General features: G+C 37.7%; 8 protein-coding genes and 3 pseudogenes. 6 read left to right on the plus strand and 5 right to left on the minus strand.

The window, feature by feature from the left end; genetic code table 11:
* Positions 1-71: 71 nt before the first annotated feature.
* The 3 genes from AAZO_RS14935 to AAZO_RS14945 form a co-directional block, all read right to left on the minus strand.
* A complete protein-coding gene (locus AAZO_RS14935; RefSeq protein ID WP_013191887.1) occupies positions 72-2267 on the minus strand; it encodes a tetratricopeptide repeat protein in 2196 nt (731 codons plus the stop codon).
* 134 nt (positions 2268-2401) lie between these two features.
* Positions 2402-3184 carry a PP2C family serine/threonine-protein phosphatase gene (locus AAZO_RS14940; RefSeq protein ID WP_013191888.1) on the minus strand — a complete coding sequence of 261 codons (783 nt, stop codon included), beginning with the start codon at positions 3182-3184 and terminating at the stop codon, positions 2402-2404.
* 109 nt (positions 3185-3293) lie between these two features.
* A complete protein-coding gene (locus tag AAZO_RS14945; RefSeq protein WP_013191889.1) occupies positions 3294-3968 on the minus strand; it encodes a vWA domain-containing protein in 675 nt (224 codons plus the stop codon).
* 689 nt (positions 3969-4657) lie between these two features.
* Between AAZO_RS14945 and AAZO_RS14950 the strand changes: the two genes are divergently transcribed.
* Both AAZO_RS14950 and AAZO_RS14955 read left to right on the plus strand, forming a co-directional pair.
* Entirely contained in the window at positions 4658-6025 is a 1368-nt protein-coding gene (locus tag AAZO_RS14950) for a response regulator (protein ID WP_013191890.1), read from the plus strand.
* Positions 6026-6299: 274 nt separating this feature from the next.
* On the plus strand, positions 6300-7583 hold the full coding sequence (locus AAZO_RS14955) for an ABC transporter ATP-binding protein (protein ID WP_013191891.1): 1284 nt from the start codon (positions 6300-6302) through the stop codon (positions 7581-7583).
* A 478-nt stretch (positions 7584-8061) separates the two neighbouring features.
* Here AAZO_RS14955 and AAZO_RS14960 read toward each other — a convergent pair whose 3' ends face one another.
* Both AAZO_RS14960 and pruA read right to left on the minus strand, forming a co-directional pair.
* Complete coding sequence (locus tag AAZO_RS14960) at positions 8062-8988, minus strand: cobalamin-binding protein (protein ID WP_013191893.1); 927 nt, start codon at positions 8986-8988, stop codon at positions 8062-8064.
* A gap of 770 nt (positions 8989-9758) precedes the next feature.
* Positions 9759-12731, minus strand: coding sequence for an L-glutamate gamma-semialdehyde dehydrogenase (gene pruA / locus AAZO_RS14965; RefSeq protein ID WP_013191894.1), 2973 nt, complete (start codon positions 12729-12731; stop codon positions 9759-9761).
* 175 nt (positions 12732-12906) lie between these two features.
* Between pruA and AAZO_RS14970 the strand changes: the two genes are divergently transcribed.
* From AAZO_RS14970 to AAZO_RS30645, 4 genes and pseudogenes are all read left to right on the plus strand, one after another.
* A complete protein-coding gene (locus AAZO_RS14970) occupies positions 12907-13140 on the plus strand; it encodes a hypothetical protein (protein ID WP_013191895.1) in 234 nt (77 codons plus the stop codon).
* Between the two features lie 499 nt (positions 13141-13639).
* A pseudogene (locus AAZO_RS43845) lies at positions 13640-14240 on the plus strand (ISH3 family transposase); the annotation flags it as partial.
* A gap of 38 nt (positions 14241-14278) precedes the next feature.
* Positions 14279-14515 (plus strand): annotated as a pseudogene (locus tag AAZO_RS30640) (adenylate/guanylate cyclase domain-containing protein); the annotation flags it as partial.
* Between the two features lie 220 nt (positions 14516-14735).
* Positions 14736-15701 (plus strand): annotated as a pseudogene (locus AAZO_RS30645) (IS701 family transposase).
* Positions 15702-16071 lie beyond the last annotated feature (370 nt).

A 16071-nucleotide genomic window follows, 5' to 3' on the forward strand; every position in this document is an offset into this window, starting at 1 on the left:
AGGAGTTATAAATAGGTCAGAATAGTCTCAAATCTGAAAAAGTTTTTGATTGTTATCTGTCACCGACTATATCAAGGTTGAACTTGGTTAAAACTTGTGGAACTTTGGAATAAAGTATCACACTTTTTGGAGACAATAACACAAATATTACTGAGGGCTTGCTGGTAGTTATCCATATCCTCATCTTCAAGGTAAATTTGAGCGGATTTTTCTAAATCTTCAATGGCTTGAGCATGGTTTTGTTGGACTGTATTTTCACCGTATTGTGCTAGTTCATAATGAACCATACCCCGTTTGAGATAAACTTTAGCCATGCGTGGATTGATATTTATTGCTTGGGTAAAATCTACAATTGCCTGTTTATATTCTCTAGCATAATTACTGCTATATTGGGCAAATTGATAACGGGCAAGACCACGCTGAAAATAAGCTTCTGCTTTGGAGGTATTGAGTTTAATTGCTTCAGTAAAATCTGCAATAGATTTCTGGTATTCGTGTTGATAATTACTGCTATATTTAGCCATTTGAGAACGCACAATACCTCGTCTAATATAAGCTTCAGTATCACGTACATTGATGTGAATAGCAGTGTTGAAATTGTTGATAGCTTTTTGATATTCTTGTTCAGGGTCGCTACTATAATCAGCCAGCATATAATAAGCATTACCCCTATTGACTAGTGCTTTCACTTCCTGGGGATTAATTTTTAGCGCCTGGTTATAGTCTGCTAATGCTCCTTCATAATCGTTCAGATTATAGCGGGCATTACCTCTATTGATATAGAACTTAGAAAAAGTAGATTTTTTTTTAATTCCTTGGGTGAAATTTTCGATTGCTTGTTCATAGTCTCGCTTTTGATAAGCTTCATTACCCCGGTCATAGTAATCAATAAAGGTGAGACTGTCAGTCTGAATACTATTATTTCCTAAGTGAGATATTAAGGATTGTTGGGTATAAGGATTTTGGGAAATAAAAGGACGAGTGAATTTAATCATTATGTCGAGATATCCTAATAAACCAAAACCTAACAAGCAAAAAATAATAGTATAAAACCTTGTTTTGTTTGGTTTTTTAGCTGCTTGATAAGCAGAAAGATTGGCAGTAAGTATTGGTTGCCAATGATGTAGAGGAGATGGAGAAATAGCTGGCTTGCGTATACGAGGAATTGGGAGATGGTACTTTTTAGATTTGCAACGTGGTTTGAGATGCTCTCCACAAGCGATCGCCTCCAGTGATGGAAAAGGATCACGTCCACCTAATTGGGAAGCACGTTCACACCAAGGACATTTATTGAGGTGATTATGGTAAAGATGCTGGGGGTTTAGAGAACAAGTGACAAGACTCTCCTCAGCCTCTGCGATCGCAGATAACCAGGTTTGAGCAGTAGGACGCAATTGAGGACTGTTGTGACCATCTTCAAAACAACGCACAAACAGTTCCTGTAAACGGGGATGAAGCATCTGCCAAGCAGGTGCAATAGGAGTAGGTAAATAGGGAACTTTCTGCTTTTGACTGTAAGTAAAATGACCAGCAACTATTCTGGCTTCATAACCCGGTGGATCAAATAAACCTTGAAAAATTCCAGAAAATGGGTGAGTACCTTCCATTAATAATTGAAATATTAGCACTGCTAACCCAAATAAATCATGATGACTTTCCCGATCATAGTCAGCAAAAGTTTTATTCTGTAATTCTGAAGGTGTATACTCCGGTTTACCTACTGAACAACGATAGACAATATTTTTCTCTGGATCACGTACTTGAAATGAATCTGTATCTACTAAGGTTATTAATGCAGTATTACTCACCAGAATATTTGATTCATTTACGTCCCCAATGCAGTATTGGCTGGCGTGTAGAGCTGCAAAAGCGGCCGATAGATTGCGAGCAGTACGCAATAAATATTGATAATTAAATAATGGGAAATTTTGACGTCGGTTCCCCGGATTGTAAAAATCCATAATCGGCCGCATTCCCCGAATGCGCGGCATTAAAAAGCCAATGATACTACCGCTACCATCCACAGCTTCCAACAATTCCTGTGGCCAAGCGATGGAAATATGCCCCAAATTAGCTGTAGGGTTTTCGGGGGGATTAGCTATCATGGCCTGAAGTTTTTGAGCATAGGTATCAATTGGCTTATGATAAATTTTTGCCACTAAATTTTCATCTGATGGCACTGTATAGACACAAGCTTCACCGCCACGCCCCAAACTAACAGTGAGATTGAGAGTTTCTTGCTTGGGAAGACAACGTAGTACCTGCATGGTGGAATATGTGCTTAAGAATGGTGGTTAAAATTAGTCAACAGTCAGGGAAATAGGGAACAGGATGTGATTTTTCGTGTTTATTCCTTTTGTAACGAGGGGGCTAAATACTTGTGACTGCGTTGTTTTTACCTTCAGGGCTTTCTTAATGCCGCTATAACCAAGGTCAAATCATCATCAGTCCTTTGGGTAATGCGCTCTGAACATAAAAACTTTATCAACTGTTCTTTGGCGATGGTCTTATCCTCGGCATTGGCGACAAAATCGAATAAAGGAAAGAAAAACGGTTTGTGCGGTTCACCCACTAGCATATTCAAAGCTAGCATTTGTAGTCCATCTGTAAGAACACTAAGATTCACTATTTCTTGCCGCAGTATTCTGAATTGTGCCGTATCTAAGGCATCAGGTGAAGTTAAAAATGTGGTTTCATTAATATATTCACCGCTGCTAGGAATGGTCAGTGCTATTAGGTTGCCTCTGCTATCCTTAGCTACGGCTAAACCATCACCGATTTGGGCTACTGCTACAATTTTTGGTGTGGCGATCGCAATAATTAAGGTAGTAGCTAAATCATGGGGCTGATGGTGATACAAATCTGCCTGATCTTCTACTGCTTTTTTGGCTGCTAACATGGCATCAGTTAGCAAATCACGCAAAAAACCATCCTCAGCAAAGGTTTTATGGCTAATTTCACTGTGTGAGATATATTCTGTGGCTGTCTCTACAGCAATCATTGCTCCCATTTTTCCCAATGTTGCAGAACCTGCCCCATCTGCTGCTGCTATAACCAATACATTATTTGCTAATACTTGCCAATGGTGAGCATCCTGACATAACTGCTGGTTTTTAATGTGGCTCGTACCACACACAGATGCGGCTACTATCCGCCATTTAGTAATCTGTTTTGGTATGTTCATAAATTTGTTGTTCACAGCTAAGTAGCTGTAATTTTAATTACCCCAACAGCACACAGTCAAGAGTTATCAGTTCTACCTGTTGCCTATTCCCTGCTATAATTGATAACTCCTAAACGGATCCCCAACCAATTGGTGGTAGTGCTACTTGCTCATCTACTTTGGAATGAGAGACGGCTGACATACTGGCTGAAAGCCAAACAAACATTTCAATAAAGTTTAATCCTTGAAGTTTGATAGGAGCACGCACGGCTATTTGATTTAAACGGGTCATATTCGCATTTTCTACTCCTACCGTAAAAAAGGCAACTCGTTTATTCGCTTCATCTCCTTGTAGACGCTGTACAGCTTGCTCAATCACATTATCTAGCTCACCTTGCGGCTCACCATCTGTAATCATAAATACCCAAGGACGGTAATAAGCAATCCCATTAGTACGATACTGGGATTTACGTTCTTGAATTATTTCTAAAGATTTATTAATTCCAGCCCCCATTGTTGTTAGCCCTTGGGCTGTTAGAATAGGTGGGTTGAACTGGTCTGCGGTTACAAAATCTTGCACCACATTAACATGACTATCAAATGTGATAATTGCTACTTCTACCCTTCTAGCTGCCAAGGAATTTTTTACTAGTTCATCCTTAAAAGTTAGCAGACCCTGATTTAGAGCCTCAATTCGTTCTCCTTGCATTGATCCAGATGTGTCTAGCAATAGCACACAGGGACAACGTGGTTCTGGATTTTCTGCAAATTCTACGACTTCATCTAATTTTAGCGTATCCAGCATAACCTTTTGTGTTATGTTATAGTCCAACGTTTTAATTTCCTTTTCTCAAAGTATATAGTTTCCTAGACTAGTACGACTAGAACTATGGTATTTTGCTCTAGAGCGCTTAAATTTCATTAATTCAATTATTCTCACCAAATTCTCTATTTCAGGAAACTTGAATCACCATATACTTTAGTAGAGGCGAATGATTAGGAGGTATGAACATTACCTGTTGTAGTGGAGCTACCATAATTTATTTTCAACAAATTAAGAATATAATAATCAATATATACATTTACATAAAGAAAAATTTTAAAGATTTTATGTGGAAAATTTCCTGATTCAAGACCCCTAAGTAATCATAATTAAGTGGGTAATTTGCTGATTATTACTATGTAAAAATGGAAACTGGTCTTCGCTTTTATATAACATAAAATTTACCGATATATAATTGGTTGATAGAGAAATATAGCAGGGAGTAAGCATTCAGCTAATGCCTAACGGCACGCTACGCGAACAGCCATAAGCAGTCAGCTTTTTCAGGCTAACGCCCGCCAAAAATACTTATTTGATAATCAACCAATTTGTCAAACATTCTGACTCCTGACTCCTGACTCCTGAATTCTTACAGAAGGAAAGACAATACTTAACCCCAAAATTCCTCTTTCTCAATAGAAAGTTAAGTTCTTAGAGAAAACTGTAAAAATATGAATAATACTGGCACATTTAGCAAACTATCTCCTGAACGTCTATTAAGACAGTTAACTAATTCCTCTGATACTACTTGTTTACAGGTTTCGCACAACTCAGTACTGTGGTCAATATACTTAGAGCAAGGTAAAATTATTTATGCTACCCATTCAGTAGAACCTTTTGATAGATTAGAACGACATATACGTCGTCTGAATCAGCAAATTTCTCCACTAACTAATGAAGTTCGTGTACAATTACGCTTGACTTTTGAACCTGATTGGCAAACTCAGTTAAGCAAACCTGAGTATGATTTACTGAGTGAACCGCCAGAATATCAAGGAATTCACTGGCTAGTGACGCAAAAACATTTACCTTCTCACCAGGCAGCATTACTAATTCAAGAGTTAGTAAAAGAAGTAATTGAATCATTTATGTTGATGAAAGAAGCAACCTATGTATTAACAGAACGAGTAAAGAGCCTTCCTAAACTTTGCAAGTTGGATACAGAAAACATTATAGACATTTGCCAAAAGCGTTTACAAAGTTGGCAATCCTGCGCTCCGCAAATATCTTCTCCCTATCAGCGTCCATACTTGTTGATTAACAGCAGGTTTTATAACAAACAACTACCAGAATTACAGCAGAATATGACAACTTGGATGAAGGGCTTTAGCCTGCGTCATTTGGCTGTAATTATGAATGTAGATGAAGTAGAACTGGCTCGAACTTTATACCCTTATATACTTCAGGGTTCGGTTATTCTCCATGAACCAGACCCTCCATTTGATCAATTGCCTAAGACTTTTGAAGATGTTTCTATATCTTCTACATATAGCACACTAGTAATTAATGAGGAAGAATCTGATGTAGAAGCGTTAGCAGATGATAATCCTGCTGTAGAAAACCATGTACCTGAAATTTCTACTTTACGAACAGAGAACCATAAGCAACTAAACATACTAAATAACATAGAGGCTGAAAACGAAACCGTAAATACGACTACTATAAGTCCTAAGGAAACCTACAAAATTATCTCTGTAGATGATAGTCCAACCATTCTTAAAGAAATCAGCCGTTGTTTAGAAGGTGAAAATGTTGCGGTAGTCACGATTAATGATCCAATCAAAGCAGTTATGTCTATTATTAGACATAAACCGGATTTGATTTTGTTGGATCTCAATATGGCAGGAATTGATGGTTATGAGTTATGTAAAATAATCCGTAATAATTCAATGTTTCAGGAAATTCCCATTATTTTTGTTACAGGAAGCAAAGGAATTGTTGATAAAGTAAAAGCCCGAATGGTGGGAGCCTCTGGTTATTTAACTAAACCTTTTACTCCTACTGAGTTGGTAAAAATGATTTTTATGCATTTGGCATAATTAACTAAAATTAACTAATCTCTTCTCAGAATCAGAACTTATAGAAATTAAGGATAAACAAGATGAAACTTAGGATTTAAACTCTAATTTAACTCTAGAGGAGCAGATACAGCAGAAGTCAGGAGTCAGGAGTAAAACTCTCTTGCTGTCTAGGTTTCAATTTAGGTTCTGTACCTCATTGATCTGCAATATGCTGTAAGGTCTAACTTTATGAAGTTTGAATTTCGTTGGTGTAACCTGTTGTAATCACTATTTTGAATTGGTATAATTACCTGTGGCACAAGTTGTATTAGAAAACGTTTATAAAAGTTTTCCTCCTCGTAAGGGGGAAGGTGTGACTACACAGATGTCATTACTAGGAAAGGAAGGTGCAGATAATATTAATGTCCTACGGCGAATTAATTTAACCATCGCGGATGGTGAATTTATGGTGCTGGTGGGACCTTCTGGTTGCGGTAAAAGTACCTTGCTCCGGTTAATAGCAGGGTTAGAGGTGATGACTGCGGGTAATATCTGGGTGGGCGATAGCGAAGCTGACCAAGGGTATCGCTTGATTAATGATTTACTTCCCAAAGAACGTGACATCGCCATGGTGTTCCAAAATTACGCCCTCTATCCCCACATGACAGTTTATGAAAACATTGCTTTTGGGTTGCGTCGTCGATTTGGAAATAGAGAAACAGTTTCTTCACCCCTGCTACGTCAGTGGGGAGAAAATCTACTGGTGGGAATGACCAGAAAATTACCCCAAAGACTGCGTTATCTTTCTCCAAAAGAACGAACTGTAGAACAACAAGTGTGGAATGTTGCCCAATTATTACAAATTGAAACTTTATTAAATCGCTTACCTAAACAGTTATCTGGAGGACAAAGACAACGGGTAGCATTAGGAAGGGCGATCGCCCGGAATCCTCAAGTATTTTTAATGGATGAACCATTATCAAACTTAGATGCTAAATTACGGGCTGAAACTCGCGCCCAAATCGTCAAATTGCAGCGTCAGTTGGGAACAACAACGATTTATGTCACCCATGATCAAACTGAAGCAATGACAATGGGCGATCGCATTGCGATCATGTATGGGGGTCAAATCCAGCAAGTCGCACCACCATTAGAACTTTACAACCACCCTGCTAACCGCTTTGTAGCCGAATTTATTGGTTCACCACCAATGAATTTCATCCCGGTAGAATTTCACGCACCTTTATTAATTACCCATCTTAACTTTCGTTTCACTCTTCCAGAAATGTGGGGAAAACTCTTACAAAAATACGATGGAAAAACTTTAATTTTAGGTATTCGTCCAGAACATTTAACTTTGAGTGTACCTGCAACCAAAAATCTACCAATTAAAGTAGATTTGGTAGAAAATTTAGGAAATGATAGTTTTTTATCTATCAGGATTTTTGATCCTGAATCATCAAGTCCAGAAGGTCAATCTTTGCAAGTGCGAGTTCCCCCGGATAGATTCATTAGTCTGGGTGAACAACTGTGGTTATCATTTATTCCTGAAAAAATTCACTTTTTTGACCCAGAAACCGAGTTAGCAATAAGCTAATATATCTTGGCTAATACATCAGGAGTCAGGAGTCAGGAGTCAGGAGTCAGGAGTCAGGAGTCAGGAGTAAAACTCTCTTACTGTCTAGGTTTCAATTTAGATTCTGTACCTCATTGATCTGCAATCTGCTGTATCTTTGTGAAGGTGCAAGTTGATGCGGGTTATCCTCAATAAGTGTAGAAAAGAATCTTCCGAAATGCTTGCTAAACATGGCTATAGGTTGCATGACGACCTAGGATTCATATGCCAGGCTTCGCATTCACGCAGTGTCCCAAAGGGATACAGATAATGAACACAGGCTCATTTATTTTGTGGCTTACTCTAACAGGATTTTGCATTGATTATAGGGATAAATATGGGGGCTTGTACTATCAAGGAATGATGATGCTTGATGTAAACGAAGCCTTCCCAAAAAGTGGTAGATTGATTATTCTTTTTATAAGTCTCACTTATCCCAGGAATGGGAGTGATTTAGGTTTTATAAATTTTGCCAACCAGTACCTTTATAACCATATTCAAAAATGTCTGGGTGCAAAATTTCTGCTAATATTTCTACAGAATCTACTAGGCGTGGACTAGGACGGTTAAAGTAAGCGTTACCATCTGTGATGTAGACTCTACCAGCTTTAAATGCGTGTAATTTTTCCCAGTCTGGACGCTGAGTTAACAGTTTTACTTCTTGGTAAGTTCGTTGTAAATCAAAGCCACAGGGCATAAAAATAATTACATCGGGATTAATCGCAATTAATGTGTCCCAGCTTAAAGGTGCTGAAGGTTGACCGATACCGCTAAATAATGTCTGTCCACCAGCAAGATGAATGAGTTCAGGAATCCAATTAGCAGCCACCATCAAAGGATCAGTCCATTCGATACAAGTAACTGTAGGCATTTCTGTGATCGAAAGTCCTTGGATTTTGCGATTGCATATTTTTACACGGGCCTCTAAATTTTCTAGTATTTCTACTGAATTAATCCCAAATGTTTGACCGACTCGTTCAATATCTGCCCATACATCCCGCAGTGTACTGGGTTGTAAAGAAATTATTTGGGGTGTGGTGTAGGTCAGTTGGGCAACAGCTTTTTCTACTTCTGGTAAACTAACAGCACAAACATCACACTGGTCTTGGGTGAGAATGTGGGTAGGTTGCAATTGTTCTAAAACATCAACTTTAATTTTGTAGATGCTCAGAGCAGATAGCAATATATTATCGACTTCGTTGTGAATAGAACTGCTATCAGCATTACCATTCAAACGTGCTTGCGTACAAACTGGCAGGTGAGCTATTTCTGGAGGATAGTCACATTCATGTGATCGCCCCACAATAGCATATTGTAAACCCAGAGTAGCAGCTATTTCTGTGGCACTAGGAATTAAAGAGACAATTCTTATATTTTTATCTATCATAGTTCCACCTCCTGCGATAGGAGTTCAGAAGTCATCCTCTAACAGGATTTTGGATTTTGGATTGATTCCACGGATAAATCTGGGAGCTTATACCATTAAGAAATTATTAGTCAGAGGCCTGGAGTTGAAAATAGAAAAAGTTTTCTACTTTTCTTAATAGCCATTCTATTCTCATAGTTACATAGTTTCAGTGGGAAGATATCTATCTTGAGGATGTTATAATTCCGAATCTCTACACTTAACTTATACACAAAGATTGTATAAAATCGGCATAAGTTAAGATTTATATGCTTTATCTGCGCTCGCCTTTAGTAGGGCTGCTATAATAGTGCCAGTATAAGTAAGTGGGCGTTAAAAACTGTCGTTATAACAAGGGAAGAGTGAAGAGGTTTTCACGGTACTTTACATTTTGCTACATACTTTTGGTTTTCTTCACGTCGTTCTAGTTAGAAATTCACCAAAGAATTACAGTAGGAAACAGGGAATAGGCTGGAAAGTTTCTTACTATACACCTTTGTTAGTAAATTCTGTACATCTTTTACCTACAATCTGCTGTGAATTTGTAATGTCATAGTAAATTCTCTAGCAATGGAATCAAGTTATTTAATATCATCTTTTCTACCCATAAATAATAGATATATCCTAGTTTAATCTTGTAGCATAAAAATATTACCATTTGTCTGAAGCAGGATATCCAGAATTTCAGGATTTACAGGATAAGAAAAAGTCCCCCTTAAAAAGGGGGATTTAGGGGTATGTGTTTCATGTAATTACTCAGAAACCTCAATAGGTGCAAAACCTTGACGTTGGATATTTTCTGTGATATGTCGCGGTTCTAGGAACTGTAATAAATAATCTGGACCTCCTGATTTTGAACCTACACCAGAAAGTTTAAACCCACCAAAAGGTTGACGGCCGACGATCGCTCCGGTGATGGTACGATTAATGTATAAATTGCCAACTTCAAATTCGGCTTGTGCTTGCTGGATGTGGGAAGGAGTACGAGAATAAAGACCACCAGTTAAAGCGTAATTTGTGCCATTGCCAACTTCTAAAGCTTCTTGAAAATCCTTAACTCGAATTACTGCTAAAACAGGGCCAAATATTTCCTGTTGGGCTATGACTCCATTAGCAGGAACTTCAGAAAAAATCACTGGTCCGATAAAATATCCTTGGTTGGGTGCGGGTAATTCCAAAGCTAATGTTGCTTCTTTTTTCCCAATCTCAATATATTCCAAAATGCGAGCGCGTGCATTGACATCAATCACAGGACCAACCTGGGTACTTGGTAACTCCGCTTCTCCGATGTTTAAAGATTTAGTCGCTTCCACCAATCTTTGTAAAAAAGCATGATAAATCGGTTCCAGCACAATTACTCGTGAACAAGCTGAACATTTTTGGCCACTGTAACCAAAAGCAGATTGCACAACTCCAATTACAGCTTGGTCTAAATCAGCACTTTCATCAACAATGAGGGCATTTTTGCCACCCATTTCGGCAATTACTGTTTTGAGGTGCTTTTGACCAGGTTTTAAAATTGCTGCTTCTGCGTAAATTCGACAACCAACTTCCTGAGAACCAGTAAAAGCAATCACATGTGTATCAGGATGATTGACTAAATAGGCACCAACTTGAGAACCCTTACCAGTAAGGTGTTGAAAAACACTTTTTGGTATTCCTGCTGCTATCAAAATTTCTGTTAACTTCGCAGTAATTACAGAAGACGTTTCCGCAGGCTTAAGCAAAGTACAATTCCCAGAAACCAATGCAGCAACTGTCATCCCGCAAGCAATAGATAATGGGAAATTCCAGGGAGAAATTACCACCGCGATTCCTTTAGGCTGGTAAATATAACGATTAGTTTCTCCAGATACATCATAGATTACACCTTTGTCAAGACGTTCGATCTCGTTAGCATAATAAAGACAAAAATCTATTGCTTCCGAAACCTCGGCGTCAGCTTCTTTAACAGGTTTTCCCACTTCTAAAACCATCCACGCAGAAAGTTCAGCGCGTTGTTGTTCCATCAAATCGGCAGCTTTCCGCAAAATATCCGCACGCTCTTTCACAGGGGTTTTCTTCCAAGCGGGAAAAGCAGCTTTAGCAGCTTGCATAGCTTGTTCAGCTTGTTGAATGCTTAATAACCCAATTTTTCCAACTACTTCACTAAAATTAGAAGGATTAAGAGAATCAACAAACGTTGTTGTATTGACATATTCACCATTTACAAAAGGTAAATAAGTTTTACCCAACTGCTGACGCACACCTGCAAAAGCTAAGCTCGATTTATTCCTTTTTTTCTCTTCAGCAAAATCCGTATCCGCGACACTAATAAACCTTCCCTCAATCCCCCCCGCAAGGGAGGGGGAAGATGGAATTGGAGGTGCTAACAATTCCTCAACCGGACGGTTTTCGAGACTCTGCCGTAAAAAGGAACTATTAGCGGTATTTTCCAACAATCGACGAATTAAATAAGCCATTCCCGGTAACAAATCACCGTAGGGACAATAAACCCGAACTCGATAACCCTTATCTACTAAGGCTTTAGCGATTTTGTCACCCATGCCGTATAAAACTTGCAATTCCAAGCAACGACGAGGAAGTTGGAGAGTTTCGGCTATTGCTATGGCGCGAGATTGCGATCGCATATTATGACTACCAATGGCAGAATAGACATATTGATGATTTTCTAGCAATATTTCTGTAATTGCTTCGAAATTGGCATCTGTTGTAGCTTTATCGTTATATACTGGTTGGAGCCAATGTTTTTGTTCTGCTTTAATAGTTTCCTGATCCCAATAAGCACCTTTAACCAAACGTATGGTCAAAGGATAACCACGTTGTTTTAACCAAGCAATGATATCTCTAGCATCTTGTTCACTATCGCGCAGATATGCTTGAATCGTCATGCCAATATCGGTACGCTGACGGAATTCTTCTTCCAGTAAAAGTTTTTTGAGAATATTAAAGGTAATATCCTTATAGGCGTATTGTTCCATATCAAAATGGACTGCTGCACCTAATTCTTGAGCGCGACGTAATAAAATCCTAATGCGAGCGCTAACTTTCTCTTCACTACCTTGAGCATCTAAAGGATCAAACTGGGAATAAAACGCCGTTAATTTCACAGAAACCTGAACTTTAGGAACTTTCTGACCGTCTGCTTCATCAATACTGGGAATATTAGCCCAATTTTTGGATGCTGCTACCAATTGCTGCATTAAATCCAAGTATCTGTGTAAATAAGACTCCGCTTCTGTTTCGGTAATTACCGCTTCTCCAAGTAAATCAATAGTGAAAGACATTTTTTCCTTTCTTAGTCTTTCCAAAGTCTTGATAACCTGGGAAATATTTTCCCCAGAAATATATTTATGTGCCAAAGTTTGCACGGCAGTTTCCACTGTTCTTGCTGCTACCTGTGCTGGCATAGAATCAGCGTTGGCAAAATTTAACATCCCCTTCAAAGCTGCAGGTAATTCCACCAACTGATCACCCAAATATTCTTGCAAATGGGACGCAATTTCTGCTTTGCTATTTAAAGCAGGTAAAGTATCAATAAACCGGAATAATTGTACCCGCAAACCTGGATTACTCATAGCCCAAGCGAGTAATTTATCATCCCACCGCATTTGATCGCCTAAAGAAGCCAAAAAAGAGCGATTTTCCTGAGTAGCAGCGAGAAATTCTTTAGCAATTTCTTGTGTTTTAGATTCGTAAGTGCCGTTTTGTACTTGTAACATCATAAATGTTAGTAGTCAGTGGTCATTGGTCATTAGGCATTAGGAAAATTACTTCCCCATCTCCCTCATGTTCCCCAGTCCCCAGTTTTGAATAATATCAAATCACTGTGTAAAACTGTACTATGGTGCTATTTTAAACTTAGTTACTACCATTTTGTAAACTTTCTCAAGTAGTAGTTTGACTGTAGTTGCATTGAATATCTTCAAAAACCTGGTTTTAGTATCTTTGAGGATAGCTATTGTCTGTTTGGGAGGTTTTACAGAAAGACCAACAAAAGAACAAATGGAAGTATCGCGGAAAGAGGCGAGCGGTCGCAACAATCAAATATTGGCAGAACAAGCCCAAAATAACCAGCAGGGTGGCTGGGACTTAGTTATAGAAGGTAAGACAGCGACTTTATCACAGTATTAGTATGTTGAGGAAATGAAGATATACCAACATATATCAAGTCATTATCAGGAAATGAAGTTGATTCTAAAAGGTTTGGAGAAATCGCAGTCGAATATCATAAAAGAATATAAATTGATAGTTTAATAGTAGCAGATAGCACATATACAGAATCAAATATCAATTTAATACGCAGTATCAAATGGTTAACTCGATTAGTAGTTACGATAAAATCAGCAAAAAGCTTAGTGATAAGTTTAGCAGGATCAGAATTTTTTAAAAGTGAAAAATTAGGATATTCATATGCTGAAAAGAAAATAATTTATGGAGATATAGAGTAAAGATAGTTAGTTATCAGTAAACCAAAAAGTTTTTCTCAGAAGAGTGCTCGCTAATCAGTACTTATGCAATATTTATTGTATAAGTACTGATTAGTAGTGGTATAACTAATACTTATAGTGCTATCAGAATTTTCTAAAGATGAAATAATGAAAGTAATGTGTAGGATTTTGGCTGAAATCAATTGACATTTCCATCAGAACATCTGGCTTTAACGGATTCGGAAACCCTTGAGAAAGTTCTTGAGTGTTTAGCAGAGAATTCGTCAATTGAAACTCAAGGTGGATGTGACCAAGAAACGTTATTTTAAATTCTAGTAAAAGCAGCAAGTAGTAGGGATAGCCTTAGAACACAGCTGAAATTTTCAAAAATATCACTACAGCAAATGATATTAGATATCATCTGAAGAAAATCAATAATTCTGACGAATTAGAGCCACAAATAAATCAAGCATTGAAAAGCGGAATTCCTCTGGGGTTAAAAACAATTCTTTAAAAATAGCTATTGATTTAAATTGAATCTGCTACTAGGCTCAGCCGATATCGGAGGAATTACCCTACATATATCAAAGTCAAAATAAATCTGGCATAAATTCATTGTGTGCCTATGCAACTTTATATGTTATTAACAATAATAAGCGTGTGGATCTTGCCATAATAGGTGTTCGTAGATTTGATACGAGTGTCTCTATTATTACCTATTTATTAGCGGAAATTGATTCTCTTAAAATAAATGTAAAAACACTGCATCTAGATAGCGGCTTTTTTAATACTCCTGTAGTCCGATAGCTACAAGCTGTCTTATATTCCATTTATGATCCTGCTCTTTTGAGCGCTTTGTTCCAGATAAATTTGTTTCCGTCATCCCTCCTCAAGGAATAGAAAATATTGCAGTAGGTATGGCTTCAACGCGAAAAATGACAATTTTATTCTGTGATATTTGCGGTTATACTTCCATGTCAGAGGCGATGATACCAATGCAGATTTTTTTATTGTTAAATGACTATTTGGCTTGTATGGGAAAAGTTATAGATCAAGCAGGTGGCTTTATTGATAAATACAGGGCTTAGGCAACTGGCACAGGCGATGGATGAAATTAGTACATCGGTATTAAATAAATCGGATACCGAAAGCTTTATCAACCCATCAGAAGTAGCTGCAACAGGAAACATTATTGAAATATTTATGAGAAAATAGGTAGGAGATTGTATTAGATAAATGTTGCTGACGGTAATGAGATTTACTAAACTTGATTACTGCCAATACTTATGAACTAGTCAAATTAATTATATAATTACTAATTTAGCAGAGCACTTAGAAACTATTAGCCATGATGCAATTAACTATTATTTAAAAACCGAAAAGTTAACATCTCTTTTAGTATGGGATAAAGTGAAAGAGGTAGTAGAACCTGATGGTAATGGGTACATCATATTTGATGGTAGTGTTTTAGACAAAAGATATTCTGAACAAATAGAGATCGTGAGGAGATAATTTAGTGGTAATGAACATGGCATACTCCAAGGAATTGGTGTAGTCAGTTGTGTATATGTGAATCCTAAAGTTCAAAGATTTTGGGTAATAGATTACCGCATTTTTAATCCTGATGTAGATGGTAAAACTAAGATAGGCCATGTGAAAGATATGCTGCAAAACCTGTTGTATCATCAGCTTTTCCCATTTAATAAAGTTTTGATAGACACATGGTATGCAGTAAATAGTTTCATGCTGTATATTGATAGTCTAGACGCAATTTATTATTACCCTTTAAAAAAGAATCGGTTAGTTAATGATACATTTGCCAAACAAAAAGATAAACCTATTGAACTATGAGAATGGAGTACTGAAGAGTTAGAATGTCGTAAAATTATAAAAATTAAAGGGTTTCCCACTCAGAAAAAAGTGAAACTATTCCGGGTTGCTGTTTCTACCAACAGAACGGATTATGTCGCTACTAAGGATTTATCTCAAAGTTCTACGAATGTTGTACAAGAGGTGTGTAAAATTCGTTGGAAAATCGAGGATTTTCACCGAGAGAGCAAACAAATAACTGGCATTGAATCTTGTCAATGTCATAAAGCTAGGCTTCAAACAAATCATATTGCTTGTGCAATGTTGCTTTGGATTAGATTAAAGAATTTAGCCTATCAAACTGGTCAAACTGTTTATCAAAACAAGCATAGATTGCTTTCTAATTATTTAATTCAGCAACTAAAACGCCCCAGTCTTCCTATGTGCTTGGTTTGAGTTCAACTGTTGCGTGCCAGGGCTACATCCCGCCCGCTATTTGTGCCAGTTGCGTCAGTCCTGAAATATATTGGTGATGCTATCATGGCACTGTTTGATGATAAAGCTACAGACTCAGCCCTACAACCAACAGTTTAAACGCAACGTGTATCAGCAAGAACTAGCAGGTATTGAGCAAACTTTAATGAATTCAGGCGAATGCTGGCGCCGTATAGAAGATAAAGTCTTTTAAGAGACTGGGAAGATGGGGAAGATGGGGAGGGAGCAACACGATTTTGTGAGCTGGGGTAAAAATCGTGCTTTTAGCTACGCCAATCACAGATATCGCTAAAATATTTTTCTGGAATTAAAGTACAATAAATCACATTAA

The sequence above is a fragment of the 'Nostoc azollae' 0708 genome, from assembly GCF_000196515.1.
GTDB classification, from domain to species: domain Bacteria; phylum Cyanobacteriota; class Cyanobacteriia; order Cyanobacteriales; family Nostocaceae; genus Trichormus_B; species Trichormus_B azollae.